The organism is Kitasatospora sp. NPDC098663, from assembly GCF_044760075.1.
Taxonomy (GTDB): domain Bacteria; phylum Actinomycetota; class Actinomycetes; order Streptomycetales; family Streptomycetaceae; genus Kitasatospora.
In genome coordinates this window covers 106053-121923 of the sequence record NZ_JBIWAP010000017.1, presented here as the reverse complement: position 1 = coordinate 121923, position 15871 = coordinate 106053, and the positions used below count along the sequence as shown (strand labels likewise).

Genomic DNA, 15871 nt, shown 5'->3' with positions numbered 1-15871 from the left:
TTGGGCCATGCCCAAGAAACGCCACCGTGCCGCGACCCTGGCCGAGATCACGGCCGCGCTGCCGCCGGTCGAGTACTGGTACGGCGAGGGCATCCCGTCCCCGGCCGGCCGTGCGGAGTTCACCGACGACGACGGCCGGCTGTGGCAGAAGGTCCGCGGTCCGCTCCACCGCAACCTGGCCAGGCGTCTGGCGACCCAGGCGGACGAGCTGATCGTGGGAGAGGGCGCCGGCGGACACTTCCGCCACGTCCCGCCGGCCGACCGGCTCGCGGCCTGGCACGAGATCAAGGACAGGCTGCACGGGGACGAAGCGCCGAGCTACCACCCCTACGAGTTCGCCTCCGCGGACGGCCTCCTGACCCTCCTCTACATCGAGGAGAGCTGCTGAGGCCTCCGGTGGCCGGGAGGGGCCGGAGCCGGCGCCGGATCGGGTTCGGTTCCCGACCCGGCTCCGACTCCAACTCCAGCTCCGACTCCGACTCCGACTCCGACGGCGGCCGTCGCCCCGCTGCTACCGCTCGGTCAGCGCCCGCGCCCGGACGGCGCGGCGCAGTGTGTCCAGCTGGTCCACCAGTCCGCGCCGGGTCGCCGCGGTGAGGTCCGGGTCGGCCAGGCAGGCCTCGGCCGCCCGCACCGTCTGCTCGGTGGCGGCGAAGGCCGGGAAGCCCGCCGTGGCGAGCACCCGGGCCAGTGCGGGGCCGCGGCGGCCGGCGGCCGGCCCCAGCTCCTTGAAGTAGCGCGCGGTCAGCTCCTCCAGCAGCTCGGCCTGCTCGGGCTGCCACAGGCCCCGGGCGGTGGCGATGGCCAGGTAGTTGGAGAGCTCGCCGTGGAACAGCGCCTGCCAGGCGGTCTCCTTGGCCGCGGGGGCGGGCAGCGCGGCGCGGCAGCGGGCTGCGCCCTCCTGGCTGGTGCTGCTGGGGTCCGCGGCGAGTTCGGCGGCGATCTCCGGCTCACCCGCCGCGCCGAGCACGCACAGCCGCAGCAGCAACTGCCAGCGCAGGTCCGGGTCGAGCACCGGACCGCCGGGTACCGTGCCGGCCGCCAGCCAGTCGCGCAGCTCGGCGGCCTGCTCCTCGCCGTCGGCGGTGGCGATCACGCCGCGCACGGCCACCAGGCGCAGACCGGTGCGGCCCGGCTCGCCCTCGGTGCGCCGCAGCAGGGTGCGGCAGACCTGCGCCAGTCCGGCCAGTGCCTCCGGGCGCCCGGACGGCGGCACCGCGCAGTCCACCACGAACTCGCGGGCGAAGGCGAGCACCGCGTCCACCAGGTGCACCGAGGTCTCGCCGGGCAGGTGGTCGGCGACCAGCCGCAGGTACTCGCCGGGCGCCAACTCCCCGTCGCGCACCTGGTCGCGGCCGGCGCTCCAGAGCACCGCGCGGGCCAACTCCTCGGGTACGGCACCGAGCGAGGAGCGCACGGCCTGCCAGGATCCGGGGTCGAGGCGGATCTTGGCGAAGGTGAGGTCGGTGTCGTTGAGCAGGGTCAGCTCGGCACCGGCCGGCCGCGTGACCGTGGCATCGGCCGCCAGGTCGACCGGCACGCGGCCGGCCTGCTCCAGGGCTCCCTCGGCGGTGCGCCGGTAGTGGGCCACGGTCAGTCGGTGCGGGCGCAGCGTGCCGTCGGCCGAGGTCTGCTCGATCCGGCCGTCGGTCAGCCGCAGGGTGTCCACGCCGGTGGTGCGCAGCCAGCGGTCGGCCCAGCCGTGGACGTCGCGGCCGCTCGTCGCCGCCAGGGCCCGGAGCAGGTCGTCGAGGGTGGCGTTGCCGAAGGCGTGCTCGTCGAAGTAGTCGTTGACGCCGGCCAGGAAGGCCTCCTCGCCGAGCCAGGCGACCAGCTGGCGCAGTGCGGCGGCGCCCTTGGCGTAGGAGATGCCGTCGAAGTTCTGCAGCGCCTGGGCGGTGTCGTCCACCGTGCCGGGCGCCACCGGGTGGGTGGAGGGGCGCTGGTCGGCGTCGTAGCCCCAGGTCTTGCGGTCGGCGGCGAAGCCGGTCCAGGCGCTGGTGAAGCGGGTGGAGGAGGCGGTGACGCTGTAGGCCATGTACTCGGCGAAGGACTCGTTCAGCCACAGGTCGTCCCACCACTTCATGGTGACCAGGTCGCCGAACCACATGTGCGCCATCTCGTGGATGACCACCATGGCGCGTTCCTCGCGCTTGGTGTCGGGCACGGCGGACCGGAAGACGAACTCGTCGCGCAGGGTGACGCAGCCCGGGTTCTCCATCGCGCCGGCGTTGAACTCCGGTACGAAGCACTGGTCGTAGCTGTCGAAGGGGTACCGGTGCCGGAAGACCCGGTGGTAGTGGTCGAAGCCCTGCCGGGTGATCTCCAGCAGCTCGTCGACGTCGGCGTCCAGGTGGGCGGCGAGCGAGCGGCGGCAGTGCAGGCCGAGCGGGATCCCGTCGTGCTCGGCATGCACCGAGTGCAGCGGGCCGGCCACCACGGAGACCAGGTAGCTGCTGATCGCCGGGGTGGGCGCGAACTCCCAGCGGCCGGGCGAGACCTGGCGGCCCAGGCTGTTGCCGACCACGGTCCACTGCTGCGGCGCGGTGACGGACACCGTGTACCGCGCCTTGAGGTCGGGCTGGTCGAAGGACGCGAACACCCGCGGGCCGTCGTCGAGGAAGGACTGGGTGTAGACGTAGTCCTCGCCGTCGGCGGGGTCCGTGAAGCGGTGCATGCCCTCGCCGGTGTGCGAATAGGCCATGTCGGCCTCGACGGTGAGCTCGTTGTCGGCCGCCAGGCCGGTCAGCGGGAAGCGCCCGGCCCGCAGGGCGGCGACGTCCAGTTCGCGGCCGTTCAGCGCCACCCGGTGCAGGGCGGCCGGCTTGACGTCCAGGAACGTCCCGGCGCCCGGGGCGGCACAGCCGAAGCGGATCACCGTGGTGGAGCCGAACAGCTCCTGTCCGTGGGTCAGGTCGAGGTCGACGTGGACGGTGTGGACGTCGAGCAGCCGGTGGCGCTCGACGGCCTCGGCGCGAGTGAGTACTGAGGTATCGGACACAGGGGCCATGCTGCTCTATCCAAGGGGCGAACGGTACGGGCTTTTCGGCTCCGGGCTTCGTGACATCCGGCCACGGCGCCCGCGCGAAAGCCGTTTCCGCACCGGCTCCGCTGATCAGGATGGCCCACAACAATCAGGCTGAGGTGGACGTGGTCGGCGAGCCCGAACTGGTCCGCCAGCCGGGTGAAGGCGTCCTGTTGCCATCCCGGTGCTTTCGCCTCCTCCGAACTGGTGGCCGCAGCTTGACTCGTCAGCCACGTGAGATGTCTTCCACCCCGTTCGCGCCCGCTGCGGCCTGGCGGGTGGGGCGCTCCAGGGAGCGCCCCACGCCGTGCCGACTGCTAGCCCGCGTGGAGGGCGAGGGTCGGGGAGAGCCGGGAGGCCCGGACGGCCGGGTAGAGGCCTGCGACCGTGCCGATGAGCAGGGTGGCGGCGAAGCCTCCGGTGACGGCCCACAAGGGGACCACCCAGGGCAGGCCGCCCGAGGCGGCGAAGGCGTAGGTGGCGGCCGCGCCCAGGGCCACGCCGGCCAGCCCGCCCAGTCCGGAGAGCAGGAGGGACTCCGTCACGAACTGGAGGCGGATCTGGCCCCTGGTGGCGCCCAGGGAGCGGCGCAGTCCGATCTCGTGGCGTCTCTCCAGCACTGAGATGATCATCGTGTTGGCGACCCCGACGCCGCCGACCAGGAGTGCCACCCCGCCCAGTCCGAGCAGGAGGTCGGTGAACGCCCCCTCGGTGGCGGCCTTGGCCTGGAGTGCCGAGGAGGGGTCGGTGACCTGCACGTTGTGCGGGTTCTGCGGGTCGACGGTGCGGGGGATCAGTGCGCGGACCGCACCGACCGTCTGGTCCGTCGACCGTTCGTAGATCTGGGTCGGGTGGCCGTCGAAGCCCAGCAGCGCGCCGGCGCCGTCCCAGCCGACCAGGGCGGCCCGTTCGATCTCGGGAGCCAGCGGCAGCGGGTCGAGGATGCCGATGACGGTGAAGTACTGGCCGCCGATGTAGACCTGCTGGCCGGGGGCGGTGATGCCCAGGCGCTGGGCCGCGACGTGTCCGAGCACCGTCGACGGGTAGCGCCCGTTGGCCTCGCTGAGCCAGGTGCCCGAGCCGACCGCGCCGCGCACGACGTCCAGCAGTCCTTCGGTGGCGGCCTTCGCGGTGATGCCGCCGGTTTCCTCCTTGGGGATCTTCTCACTGCGTCTGACGGACTGCGACAGGTCCCCGGTCGCGCCGACCTGCTCGACCCCGGGGACGCGGCTCAGCATGCCGGTCGACTCCTCGGGCAGCTTCACCTTCTCTCCGAACAGCCCCTGCCCGGGGGATGCCACCAGCAGGTTGGTGCCCAGCTGGTCGAGCTGCCTCAGGAGTTGCGCCTTGCTGGAGGAGGAGATGCCGACCACCGCGATCATGGTGGCGATGCCGATGGCGATGCCCAGCGCGGACAGCACCACCCGCAGCGGCCGGGTGCGCAGGCCGGCCGAGCCGACGTGGAGGACGTCCCGGGGGCCGAGCCGGGCCGGGGCCAGCCGTGTGCGGCTCATCGCTCCCCACCCCGATCGGCCGGGGCGCCGGCGCCGGTGCGCAGATCCGCCACGACGCGGCCGTCGCGGATGCGGACCTGGCGTGGCAGGCTGTCGGCGATCTCGCCGTCGTGGGTGATCACCGCGATGGTGGCACCCTCGGCGTTGAGGTCGTACAGCAGCTCCATCACCGCTTCGCTCGACGCGGAGTCCAGTGCACCGGTCGGTTCGTCGGCCAGCAGCAGGTCCGGCTCGCCGACCACCGCCCGGGCGATGGCCACCCGCTGGCGCTGGCCGCCCGACAGCTCGTGCGGCCGGTGGTGCATGCGGTCCGCGAGCCCGACCCGCTCCAGGGCCAGGGCCGCGCGCCTGCGGCGCTGGGCGCGCGGCAGGCCCGAGTAGAGCAGGCCCTCGGCGACGTTGTCCCGGGCGCTGACCCCGGCCACCAGGTGGAAGGACTGGAAGACGAAGCCGATGTGCCGGGCGCGCAGGGCGGAGAGCCGGCGGTCGGAGAGGGCGGCGACGTCGTGGCCCGCCAGGGTGACGGATCCGGCGCTGGGCCGGTCCAGGGTGCCGACGATGTGCAGCAGGGTGGACTTGCCCGACCCCGAGGGGCCGACGATGGCGAGCAGTTCGCCGCGTTCGACGCGCAGGTCCACCCCGTGCAGCGCCGTGACCCCTCCCGGGTACTCCTTGGTGACCTGGTTCAGCTCGACCACCGCGCTCATGACTTGGGCACCCCGACCTTCATTCCCTCGGACAGGCCGCTCCCGCTGACCTCGACCCGGCCCTGTCCGAACATGCCGAGCTCGACCGGGACTTCGCGCACCTTCCCGTTCTCCACGATCTGGATGCCGAAGCCGCCGCCGGACAGCGCGAGCAGTGCGTTGACCGGTACGGTCAGCACGTCCTTGTGGACCTCTCCTTCGAGCTCGACGGTGACGGGCGCCTGGTCGAAGCCGTCCGCCTGCCCCGGGTCGTCGAAGACCACCCGGGCGGTGATCTTGGCGGGCTTGTCCGGGGAGCCCTGCTCCTTGCCGTCCTCACCGATGGTGCGGTCGACGGAGGCGACCTTGCCCTTGGCCCTGCCGCCGCCGGGCAGGTCGACCTCGACCCGGGTGCCGGGCTTGGCGAGGTCGGCCTGGGAGACCTCGATCTTGATCTGAACCTGCCGTTCGGAGCCGGTGGCGGTGAGGACCGGCTTGCCGGGAGCGGCCTGGTCGCCGACGGCCGCGTCGTTCTTCTTGATCCGCACCGCAGCGGGCGAGAAGGCGATCTGCTCGGGGCCGATCTCCCCGCTCTGGGCCAGGCCGTGGGCCTTCTGCCAGCGCTTGACCGCGTCCGCCGTACCGGCGGTGAACTTCTCGTCCGCGGCCAGCCCCTTGCCGTAGCCCAGGTCGCGGAGGTTCTCCTTCAGCTGTCTGACGTCCGGACCCTCGTCTCCGGCCTTCAGCGTCCGGTACATCGGGCGCTCGCCGTACATGAGCCGGACCTTCCGGCCGTCGACCTCGTAGAGGACCCCGTCGCGTTTCACCACCGCGCCGGCCTCCGGGAGCCAGGTGAGGGTGCCCGGTACACCGGCGTTGATCCGGCGCTCCTCCGCGTAGCCGAGGACCCCGTCCACCCGGGTCCGGCTGCTCAGGTCCTGCCGTTCCACCGAGCCCGTGCTCGGCGGCAGCCCGTCCGTGCGTGCCACGCCGGCGTTGCCGCTGCCTCCGGCCTGCGAGAGGGCCGTGACCCCGCCCGCCAGCGTGACCGAGGTGGCCAGCACGGCGATCAGGTACGTACGGCGGCTGCGCCCGCGCTCACTGCGCATTCTGACCACTGCACGCCTTGTTCGCCTGGTCGAACCTGTCCTTCTCGGCGCCCTCCGGGACCTTCATCGCCGATCCCGACATCACCGAGTCGCCGTCGAACTTCGGATCCGGCATGTCCACACCGTTACCGCGCATGCACCGGGCGAATTCGAGGGCCTTGTCCTTGTCGGCCTGGGACATCTTCGCGCCGCCCGAGCCACCGGCTCCCCCGCAGGCCTTGAGGGCTTCCGCCATCTTGTCCTGGCCGCCCTCCAGGACCATGGCCCGCGGGTCCTGGCCCGGCTCGGGCTCCTTCACCTGGGCGCCGTGTTCGCGCAGGCACTTACGGTGCTCGTAGGCCTGGTCCGCCGCCGCGCCCTTGCCCGACGAGTCCGAGCCGCCGCCCCCGCCGGAGCCCGTGCCGCCCGCGCCACAGGCCGTGGCGAACAGCGCGATCCCCGCCACCAGCGCGGCCGCCGCGCCGTACCTGTGGTTCCGCATGTGGTTCCGCATGGAATTCCTCCGTGTCCGATGACGAGTGGCCGAGCACTTCGACCACTTCGACCACGCAGAGGCTGGCACGCACCCGCATTTCGCCGCTGTCAGCCGAGACCTTTACGGCGACGAAAGGTGGGTTTCAGGTACACCTGGTGTCATGCGTGTACTGATCGTGGAGGACGAGGAATTCCTGGCGGACATGATCGCCGAGGGATTGCGGCGCGACGCCCTGGCCGTCGACGTCGTGTACAACGGCGCCGACGCGCTGGAGCGGCTGAGGCTCACCGACTACGCCGTGCTCGTGCTCGACCGCGATCTGCCCGGGGCGCACGGCGACGAGGTGTGCCAGAGCGTCGTCGAGCAGCGGCTGCTGACCCGGGTGCTGATGCTCACCGCCTCCGGTACCGTCCGCGACCGCGTCGACGGCCTGGACCTGGGCGCGGACGACTACCTCACCAAGCCGTTCGCCTACGAGGAACTGCTGGCCCGGGTCCTGGCGCTCGGCCGCCGCACCCACCCCGCCCTCCCGCCGGTCATCGAACGTGCGGGCATCACCCTCGACACCGCCCGCCGCCAGGCCTTCCGGGAGGGCCGCTACCTCGCCCTGTCCCGCAAGGAGTTCGGCGTACTGGAGGTGCTGATGCAGGCCGAGGGCGCCGTCGTCTGCGGCGAGGACCTGATCGAGCAGGTGTGGGAGCAGAACATGGGATACCGCACCAACGCGGTGCGGGTCGTCCTCAGCAAGCTCCGCGCCAAGCTCGGCGAGCCCTCGGTCATCGACACCGTGCCCGGCCACGGCTACCGCATCGGCGTACCGGCATGAGGCGCTCCGCCGCAGCCGGCCTGAACCGCCTTCCCCTGCCCGGCCGACCACGCCCGCGACTGCCGGGCGGGGAACGGGGCCGGCTGACCATGCTCTACGGCGGGCTGCTCGTCCTCGCCGGGGCCATGCTCATGTTCCTGGTCAACTTCCTGGTCCGGGAGGGCCTGTACACCTCGATCAGCACGGCCGTCGCCGTCGAACCGCGACTGGCCACACTCGCGACCCCGGACCCCGCCGCGGCGAAAACCCTCACGGTGGGAACCGCCGCACCCGCGAACGCTCTACCCGGAACCACCTCCGCCGACGGCGGACAGTCCCACTTCCAGGCCGTCAAGGTCGTCACCCAGGCCGCCGAGCAGGCAGCCCAGAACCAGCTGCTGACCGTCTCCCTGATCGCTCTGGCCGCCTTCGCCGTCATCTCGGTGGCGCTCGCCTGGTGGATGTCGGGGCGGGTGCTGCGCCCGGTGGCGGTGATCACCAACACGGCGCAGCGGCTCTCGGGTGAGAACCTGCACGAGCGGATCGCCCTCGACGCACCCCCCGGCGAGCTCAAACAGCTCGCCGACACCTTCGACGCCATGCTCGACCGCATGGAACAACTGGTGGGTGCGCAGCAGCGGTTCGCGGCCAACGCCGCGCACGAGCTGCGGACCCCGCTCGCGGTGCAGCGGGCCGCGGCCGAGATCGGGCTGGCCACCGAGGACCCGGCGGCCGTCGCCCGGGTCCGCCGCAAACTGATCGAGGTCTCCGAGAGCAGCGAACGGCTCATCGAGGGCCTGCTGCTGCTGTCCGTCTCCGACCAGAGGCTGGACCGGCGCGAACCGGTCGCACTGGACCAGCTGGCCCGCGCGGTGGCCGCCGAGTGCGCCGCCTCGCAGGAAGCCCGGGAGAACCGCGTCACCGTCCGGACCGACACCGCCCCCGTGTCCGTCGAGGGTGATCCGGTGCTGCTGGCACACCTGGTGCGCAACCTGGTCGGCAACGCCCTGCGCTACAACCACGACGGCGGCCGGGTCGAGGTCGGCGTGCGCGACGGTGTCCTGGAGATCGCCAACACCGGCCCCCAGGTGCCGCCGGAGACCGTCCCCTATCTCTTCGAGCCCTTCCGGCGCCTTCGGGAGCGTCGGCACAGCCCGGGTGAGGGCGCGGGCCTGGGCCTGTCCATCGTCGCCTCCATCGCGCGCGCCCATCACGCCGTCGTCACCGCCGTCCCCGGCGGCGCGGGCGGACTGCGGGTCCGGGTCGAGTTCCCCACGGACGCTGTTCGGTGAACTGGTGGGAGCCTCGCCCCGGCGGATCGGCCTGTCCCGCTGGTCCCGGTCCCGTGACCGGCCGAGGATGGCGGCATGGGTGTCGACGACTCGGGTGCCGGGCTGCTGGTGACGAACGTGCGCGTCTTCGACGGGATCGGGGCGGAGTCGGTGCCGGGGCACGTCCTGGTCCAACGGGACCGGATCGCGGAGGTGGTGCTGGGCCGCCCCCTCCCGCCCGGCCTCCCCGCAGGCGCGACGGTGCTGGACGGCGGAGGCCGCACCCTCATCCCCGGCCTCACCGACGCGCACGTCCACCTGTTCGCGATCGGCGGGACCATGGCGGAGCTCCAGCTCGCGCCGACCGGCACCCTCCACTACCAGGCCCTGGCCGCGGCCCGCGACATGCTGATGCGCGGCTTCACCACCGTGCGGGACATGGCCGGAGACACCGAACCTCTCCGGCGCGTGCTGGACCGCGGGCTGTTCCCGGGCCCACGGATCTACCCGAGCCAGGCGGCCGTCTCCCAGACCGCGGGCCACGGCGACTTCGGGGCGGTCCACGACGTCCCGACCGCCCTGGGCGGGCCACCGGCCCGCACCGAACAGATCGGGTTCACCCGGGTGGCCGACGGACCGGAACGGGTGCTCGCCGCGGTGCGCGAGCAGCTGAAGAAGGGAGCCACCCAGATCAAACTGATGGCCGGCGGCGGCGTCATCTCCGAGTTCGACCCGCTGGACGTCCTGCAGTTCACCACGGCCGAGCTGGAGGCCGCCGTCGCCGCGGCCTCCGACTGGGGCACCTACGTGACCGTGCACGTCTACACCTCCGAAGGCGTCCGCCGGGCGGTGCGGGCCGGAGCGCGCTGCATCGAGCACGGGCACCTCGTCGACGAGGGCACCATCCGCTACCTCGCGGAGCAGGGCGTGTGGCTGAGCACCCAGCCGTTCGAGGTCGACGACCACCAGTACGCCTCTCCGGACAGCGACCGCAAGAATCGCGAGGTCTGCGAAGGCGTCGCCCGCACCATCGCCTGGGCGGTGAAGCACGGCGTGCGGCTGGCCTTCGGCACCGACCTGGTGCTCGACCCCGGTAAGGCCCACCGGCAGAACGAGATGCTCGTCCGGCTCGGCAGCCACCTCAGCCCGGTCGAGGCCCTGCGGACGGCCACCTCCGGCAACGCCGAGCTGTTCCGCCTGTCCGGCCGCCGAGACCCCTATCGCGCCGCGCCGCTCGGCGTCATCGCGCCGGGAGCATGGGCCGACCTCCTGGTCGTCGACGGCGACCCGACCACCGACCTGTCCGTCCTCGCCGACCCCGAACGCAACCTGCGACTGATCGTCAAGGACGGCGTCGTCCACAAGAACGAGCTCGGCTGATCCGAACATCCGAACCGGCTTCCACCTGCCCGCGGCTCGGGCGGTCCGTCACGGCCCTGCGGGTCGGTCGGGCGTGCCGGGCGGTTCGCGGCACCGGGTGTGTGGGCGCCGACGCAGGTCGGGCACGACCAGGACGTCAGGCCACCGACGGACGCGACGCCCGGCGATGCGCTGCCGCGCGCCGGGCGCGGGTGCGCTGCTGCCGATCGGGATGTTTCGAACGGCCTGGAGACGGCACGAGGGCCTGTTCCCGCGCGGATGCGCGGGAACAGGCCCTCGTGGGTCACTCCGGTTGCCCCTGTCCGGCCCCCGGGGTGAGGGGAAGCCGAGTGGTCGGCTTAGTACCAGTGGTTGGCCTGCCAGAAGTTCCAGGCGGCGTTCGGGCTGCCGTAGCGGGTGTTCATGTAGTCCAGCGACCACTTGATCTGGGTGGACGGGTTGGTCTTCCAGTCCGCGCCGGCCGAGGCCATCTTGGAGGCCGGCAGCGCCTGGCCCAGACCGTACGAGCCCGAGCTCGGGTTGGTCGCCGTGACGTTCCAGCCCGACTCGTGGGAGATGATCTGGCTGAACGAGGCCAGCTGGTCCGCCGGCACGATCTGAGCGGCGATGGCCTGCGGGGAGGCGTCCGCGGCCGAGGCGACGGCGGGGACCACGGCGGCACCCAGGGCGGTCACACCGGCGGCACCGGCAAGAATCACGGCAGAGGTACGCATGCGGAGCTTGAAAGCGGGCATAGAAAGAAAGACCTCAATCAGTTGGGCCGGTGTCACTCCCCGCCTCGACCGTGGCCGGACAGGGGCCGAACGGTCGCGGGGTGTGACTCGGCGGTAAGCCGTTCACCGGTGGGACAGGAGCCGGTGTGGCTGGCGATGAATGCCAAGTTGCCAGACCGGATCGGCGCTCGCCAAGACCCCCTCGCTACGATCCGCCGTCGTAGCGAAGCGACCGGCACTGGTTCGAGAGGCGGGCCGCCCGGAGCGCGCCGATCCCGCTCTGCCTGCGCAAACACCCCCCAATAACACACCAAATAGTTGCAAAATAGTGCAAAACGGACACCACTATCCGTCGTCGTACACCGCATTCGCATGTGAGCGCACTCACGGCCCCAGCCCCGCCGCCATCACCGACCGGCCCGCCGCCACCACGCCGGGTCACCGCCGATCGGCCGCCAGTGAGACCGCCACCACACCCGGACGGCGCGGGAACGGCACCACACCCGGCGACGCGGGAACGGCACCACAGGACGTCGCCCCAGCTGTCGGCCCCGTGGTCGGCAGGGCGGCAGTCGGGCCGGGCGCGAAGCCGTCACGGGATCCCGGCCGGCCACCGGGACGCCCGCCCCGTCGGCACACCCCGCTCCGAAGACGTCCCGGCGTCGTTCGTGGCCGTGTGCGAGTCGCCGGGCATCTCGGCGCGGCCCATGCGGCCCATGCGGCCCCTGCGGCCGGCGAAGCCCCGAGGGTTTCAGGCGTACAGCGCGATCCTGGGCTGGACCGTGCCCGGGCCGGCCTTGACGACGGTGAGCCGGTACCGCTGGGTGAGGGTGTGATGGCTGTGGAGGACCAGTTTCGCCCGGGTGAGGTCGGTGTACAGCGTTCCGGTCTGGCTGGCCAGCCGCACGGTCCTCCAGTGGCCGCCGCTCAGGACCTCCAGCTTGATGTCCGTCGGGGCGAGGAAGGGCCCGTTGTCCGGTGACTCGACGAGGATCTGCGGGGCGACGGTCCGGTCCGCCGACGAGTCGTTGCGGTAGGTGACAGTGATCGGATGCGCCGCGTGGTCGGACGGCAGCGGCCGGTCGGGCAGGCCGACGAACGACACCGGCGCGGCAGCGGCCACCACCTGCGGGGTGAAGGCCCCCGTGGCCAGCGCCGGCGACGGCATCGTGAACGGCGCGGCCAACACGGCGGCGAGGGCGGTCGGGGCCAGAGCCCGGCGGAGGACCTTCCAGGTGGGCATGGCGTCTCCTTCGGTCGTCGACGGCGCTCCCGGGAAGTTCACCGGCGGCCGGGCGATCACCCGCCCACCGAGCGCATCCACGGCTGGACGGACTGCCGCCGCCGGGCAGCCCGGACCGTACCCATCCACCCTGCACACCAATGGCCCACCGCGCATCCGCACCGGACCGGCGGCTCCGCCCAGGGCCCTCCGAGAGCGGGCACCGCAAGCGGGTTGGTCCACCAGTGCTCGTGGTGGTCGCAGCGCATGTCGTGCTCGTCGTGCTCGTCGTGCTCGTCGTGCTCGTCGTGCTCGTCGTGCTCGTCGTGCTCGGTCGTGGTGGGGTCGGTGGCGGTGTGGGTGGTGATGTCGCCGTCGCCGCGCCCCGGCGCCGCGCAGGGCTCTTCGGGTGCGGTCGGCGGCCGACCGTACGACGCTGGAGGAACCGGTCTGTCGAGCGCGGGAGGAGCACAGGTCATGGCCGTTCTCATCGCCGTGAACGTCGGCATGCCCAAGGACGTCCCCTGGCAGGGCAGGACCACCCGCACCGGCATCTGGAAGCACCCCGTCGCCGGGCCCGTGATGGCGCGCCGGCTCAACCTGGACGGCGACGGGCAGGGCGACCTCGCCGGGCACGGCGGCGAGCAACGTGCCGTACTGGTGTACCAGTTGAGCTCCTACCGCCATTGGCAGGAACACCTGAAGCGGGACGACTTCACGTACGGCCAGTTCGGCGAGAACCTCACCGTGGACGGACTCGCCGACGACGAGGTGTGCATCGGTGACCGCTACGGGATCGGCGGTGCGGTCTTCGAGGTCACCCAACCCCGCGTGACGTGCTACCGCGTGGGGTTGCGGCTCGGCGAGCCGCAGATGGCCGCCCTGCTGGTGTCCCATCGCCGCCCGGGCTTCTACATGCGGGTGCTGACCGAAGGGCGGGTGCGGGCCGGCGACGAGATCGTGAAGATCGCCTCGGGCCCCGAGGAGATGACCGTCGCGGAGATCGACGCGCTGCTCTACCTGCCCGGCCACGCCCGGCCGCAGCTCGAACGGGCCCTGCGCATCACCGCGTTGAGCCCCGGCTGGAAGACGTCGCTGAGAGCGCTGCTCGACGACGCGGACCGCGGCTCCGGCGCCGCGGGTGGAAACCGCGGGCTGACCACCAGCAGCCCGCCGCCGGCCTGGCCCGGGTTCCGTCGGCTCGAAGTCTCCCGCATCGAGCCGGAGAGCGCGGGCATCTTCTCGCTCACTCTGGCGGCGGTCGACGGCGAGCCCCTGCCCGCCGCTCTGCCGGGGCAGTTCCTCACGGTCCGCCTGCGGCCGGACCCACAGGCCTCCCCGGTCATCCGCAACTACTCGCTCTCCGGCCGACCGGGCGCCGAAACGTACCGCATCAGTGTCAAGCAGGAGCCGAACGGTGTCGCCAGCACCTACCTGCGCCAGCACGTGAAGGTGGGTGACGTCCTCGATGTCGCCGCTCCGCGCGGCACGTTCCTGCTCGCTGACGCGGACACTCCGGTCCTGCTGCTGTCCGCCGGTGTCGGCGCCACCCCGGTCCTGGCCATGCTGCACGCCCTGGCCGCGGAGCACTCGCAGCGCGCGGTGTGGTGGCTGCACGCGGCCCGGGACGGCGAGAACCACCCGTTCGCCGGCGAAGTGCGCGCACTGCTCGCCCAGCTGCCCGCGGGCCGGTCGTTCGTCTCCTACAGCCGCCCGTCCGACGTCGACCGCCCAGGTGTCGACTACACGGTCAGTGGGCGGTTCAGTCCCGAGCGGATCCGCGGCCTGGAGCCGCCTCCGGACGCCGACGCCTACATCTGCGGGCCGAGCCCGTTCATGCGGGACATGACCGGAGCCCTTCAGGCCTGCGGCCTGCCGTCCTCCCGGATCCACACCGAGGTCTTCGGGGCCACGTCCGCCGTCACCCCCGGTGTGGTGACCGGACCCGCCCGGGCGCCGCACCAGCCGGCCGCTCCTCCCGCCGGCCGCCCGGGACCGTCCGTAGCCTTCGCGCGCAGCGGGCTGATCGTCCCCTGGCACCCTGACTACGGCACGCTGCTCGGACTCGCCGAGGCGTGCGACGTGCCCGTGCGCTGGTCCTGCCGCACCGGAATCTGCCACACCTGCGAGACCGCGCTCCTCTCCGGCCACGTCGAGTACGCCCCGCAGCCCCTGGAGCCCCCCGCCACGGGAAGCGCGCTCATCTGCTGTTCGACGCCCCCGGCCGATGTGGTCCTGGACATGTGACCGGATGTGTCCGGGGTCGGGTGTGTCCGGGGTCGGGTGTGTCCGGGGCGGAGGGCGCCACCACCGACGGAGCGATACGTGTGGCAGAGCGCCGACGGGGCGCCGGGTTGCGCGCGGTCGGCGCAGCTGCCTAGCGTGGTTGCGTGGGGCGAGGGGCGAAGACCGGCGGGGCGGGTCGGTTGCGTGGGGCATCCCGCCGAACCCACTCCTGGCGTGCGTCCGAGAGGGGATTTCTGCCATGGCAAAGGTGCTTTTCATCGTCAGCGGAGCCACCTACTGGGTGTTGAAGGACGGCACGAGGCACGCGACCGGCTACTGGGCCGAGGAGTTCGCGAACCCGTACAAGATCCTCACGGACGCCGGTCACGAGGTCGTCGTCGCGACGCCGAACGGTGTGACGCCGACCGTCGACATGATGAGCCTGCGTCCCGAGATGGTCGGCGGAAACGACAGCGCCCTGGAGCTGGAGGCCGTCATCCGTTCCGCGGAGGTGCTTCGTCGACCGCTGCAGCTGTCGGACGTGCGCCTGGAGGACTACGACGCGGTCTACCTGCCAGGCGGCCACGGTCCGATGGCGGACCTGGCGTGGGACGCCGACGTGGGGCGGCTGCTGACCCGGCAACTGGCCTCGGGCAACCCGCTGTTCATCGTCTGCCACGGTCCCGCCGCGATGCTGGCCACCAGGATCCACGGCGAGTCGCCGTTCAAGGGCTACCACATCACCTGCTTCACCGACGAGGAGGAGGACGGCGTGGGACTGGCCTCCAAAGCGCCGTGGCTGCTGGAGACCGACGTGAAGGCGAAGGTCGGGGTCGACTTCAGCCGCGGTCCGGTCTGGGAGCCCTACATGGTCGAGGACCGCAACCTGGTGACCGGACAGAACCCGGCCTCGGCCGCGGTCCTCGGGAACCGGATGCTGGAGATCCTCAAGTGACCAGTCCTGGAGCGATCCCGCCCAGGCACGCGCCCGCGTCGCAGGACATCGGGCACGTGGTGTTCCGAGCGAAAGGGCCATGACGGTGGAAGCGACGGTTGCCCGGGCCCTGCTGGACCGGCACTGGGCCGCATCGAACAGCGGCGACGCGGACGCGGAACACGACATCTACGCCGACGACGTCATCGTCGAGTACCCGCAGTCCGGCGAGGTCATCCGCGGCAGGAGCAACATCCAGGCACTGCGCACCCAGCATCCCGCGGTCCGGACCTTCACCGTGCGCAGGATCCTCGGATCCGGCGACCTCTGGGTGACCGAATTCGTGCTCACCTATGACGGCAAGCCCACGCAGACCGTGAGCATCATGGAGTTCTCGGCAGGACGCGTGGTGAGGGAGACGCAGTACTTCGCCGACCCGTTCGACCCGCCGGCCTGGCGGTCGCAGTGGGTCGAACCCGGGGAGTGATCCGCCACCGGTCTGCGGCCGCGA

15 protein-coding genes are annotated in these 15871 nt (G+C 72.2%); 7 read left to right on the top strand and 8 right to left on the bottom strand.

Features of this window, described 5'->3' with window-relative positions; translation table 11 throughout:
• Positions 1-7: 7 nt before the first annotated feature.
• The gene (locus ACIQVZ_RS20295; protein WP_402451712.1) at positions 8-388 is read left to right on the top strand and encodes a hypothetical protein; all 381 of its coding nucleotides are present in this window, start codon (positions 8-10) and stop codon (positions 386-388) included.
• 123 nt (positions 389-511) lie between these two features.
• Here the strand turns inward: ACIQVZ_RS20295 and pepN are convergent, their stop codons facing one another.
• From pepN to ACIQVZ_RS20270, 5 genes are all read right to left on the bottom strand, one after another.
• On the bottom strand, positions 512-3001 hold the full coding sequence (gene pepN, locus ACIQVZ_RS20290) for an aminopeptidase N (RefSeq protein WP_402451710.1): 2490 nt from the start codon (positions 2999-3001) through the stop codon (positions 512-514).
• A gap of 341 nt (positions 3002-3342) precedes the next feature.
• Positions 3343-4539 (bottom strand): ABC transporter permease, encoded by a 1197-nt coding sequence (locus tag ACIQVZ_RS20285; RefSeq protein WP_402451709.1) that lies wholly within the window; start codon positions 4537-4539, stop codon positions 3343-3345.
• Positions 4536-5246 carry an ABC transporter ATP-binding protein gene (locus ACIQVZ_RS20280; protein ID WP_350879255.1) on the bottom strand — a complete coding sequence of 237 codons (711 nt, stop codon included), beginning with the start codon at positions 5244-5246 and terminating at the stop codon, positions 4536-4538. The genes ACIQVZ_RS20285 and ACIQVZ_RS20280 overlap by 4 nt, the downstream gene beginning before the upstream one ends.
• Complete coding sequence (locus ACIQVZ_RS20275) at positions 5243-6334, bottom strand: efflux RND transporter periplasmic adaptor subunit (protein ID WP_402451706.1); 1092 nt, start codon at positions 6332-6334, stop codon at positions 5243-5245. The genes ACIQVZ_RS20280 and ACIQVZ_RS20275 overlap by 4 nt, the downstream gene beginning before the upstream one ends.
• Entirely contained in the window at positions 6324-6827 is a 504-nt protein-coding gene (locus tag ACIQVZ_RS20270) for a hypothetical protein (protein ID WP_402451704.1), read from the bottom strand. The genes ACIQVZ_RS20275 and ACIQVZ_RS20270 overlap by 11 nt, the downstream gene beginning before the upstream one ends.
• A 142-nt stretch (positions 6828-6969) precedes the next feature.
• Here ACIQVZ_RS20270 and ACIQVZ_RS20265 point away from each other — a divergent pair, with 142 nt between their 5' ends.
• From ACIQVZ_RS20265 to ACIQVZ_RS20255, 3 genes are all read left to right on the top strand, one after another.
• Positions 6970-7635, top strand: coding sequence for a response regulator transcription factor (locus tag ACIQVZ_RS20265; protein ID WP_402451702.1), 666 nt, complete (start codon positions 6970-6972; stop codon positions 7633-7635).
• Entirely contained in the window at positions 7632-8906 is a 1275-nt protein-coding gene (locus ACIQVZ_RS20260; protein WP_402451699.1) for a sensor histidine kinase, read from the top strand. Before ACIQVZ_RS20265 ends, ACIQVZ_RS20260 begins: the two co-directional genes overlap by 4 nt.
• A 75-nt stretch (positions 8907-8981) precedes the next feature.
• The gene (locus ACIQVZ_RS20255; protein WP_402451696.1) at positions 8982-10265 is read left to right on the top strand and encodes an amidohydrolase family protein; all 1284 of its coding nucleotides are present in this window, start codon (positions 8982-8984) and stop codon (positions 10263-10265) included.
• A 338-nt stretch (positions 10266-10603) separates the two neighbouring features.
• Here the strand turns inward: ACIQVZ_RS20255 and ACIQVZ_RS20250 are convergent, their stop codons facing one another.
• The 3 genes from ACIQVZ_RS20250 to ACIQVZ_RS20240 form a co-directional block, all read right to left on the bottom strand.
• Entirely contained in the window at positions 10604-10978 is a 375-nt protein-coding gene (locus tag ACIQVZ_RS20250) for a transglycosylase SLT domain-containing protein (protein ID WP_350879261.1), read from the bottom strand.
• A 751-nt stretch (positions 10979-11729) separates the two neighbouring features.
• Positions 11730-12221 (bottom strand): signal peptide protein, encoded by a 492-nt coding sequence (locus ACIQVZ_RS20245; RefSeq protein ID WP_402451693.1) that lies wholly within the window; start codon positions 12219-12221, stop codon positions 11730-11732.
• Positions 12222-12277: 56 nt separating this feature from the next.
• Positions 12278-12679 (bottom strand): hypothetical protein, encoded by a 402-nt coding sequence (locus tag ACIQVZ_RS20240; protein ID WP_402451691.1) that lies wholly within the window; start codon positions 12677-12679, stop codon positions 12278-12280.
• On the opposite strand from ACIQVZ_RS20240, the gene ACIQVZ_RS20235 reads away from it, so the two are divergent.
• The 3 genes from ACIQVZ_RS20235 (at position 12678) to ACIQVZ_RS20225 (ending at position 15847) form a co-directional block, all read left to right on the top strand.
• The gene (locus ACIQVZ_RS20235; protein ID WP_402451689.1) at positions 12678-14447 is read left to right on the top strand and encodes an MOSC domain-containing protein; all 1770 of its coding nucleotides are present in this window, start codon (positions 12678-12680) and stop codon (positions 14445-14447) included. The two genes, ACIQVZ_RS20240 and ACIQVZ_RS20235, sit on opposite strands and share 2 nt — an antisense overlap.
• Before the next feature lie 238 nt (positions 14448-14685).
• Entirely contained in the window at positions 14686-15381 is a 696-nt protein-coding gene (locus ACIQVZ_RS20230; RefSeq protein ID WP_402451687.1) for a type 1 glutamine amidotransferase domain-containing protein, read from the top strand.
• A gap of 79 nt (positions 15382-15460) precedes the next feature.
• Positions 15461-15847, top strand: coding sequence for a nuclear transport factor 2 family protein (locus ACIQVZ_RS20225; protein WP_363587227.1), 387 nt, complete (start codon positions 15461-15463; stop codon positions 15845-15847).
• Positions 15848-15871: the final 24 nt, after the last annotated feature.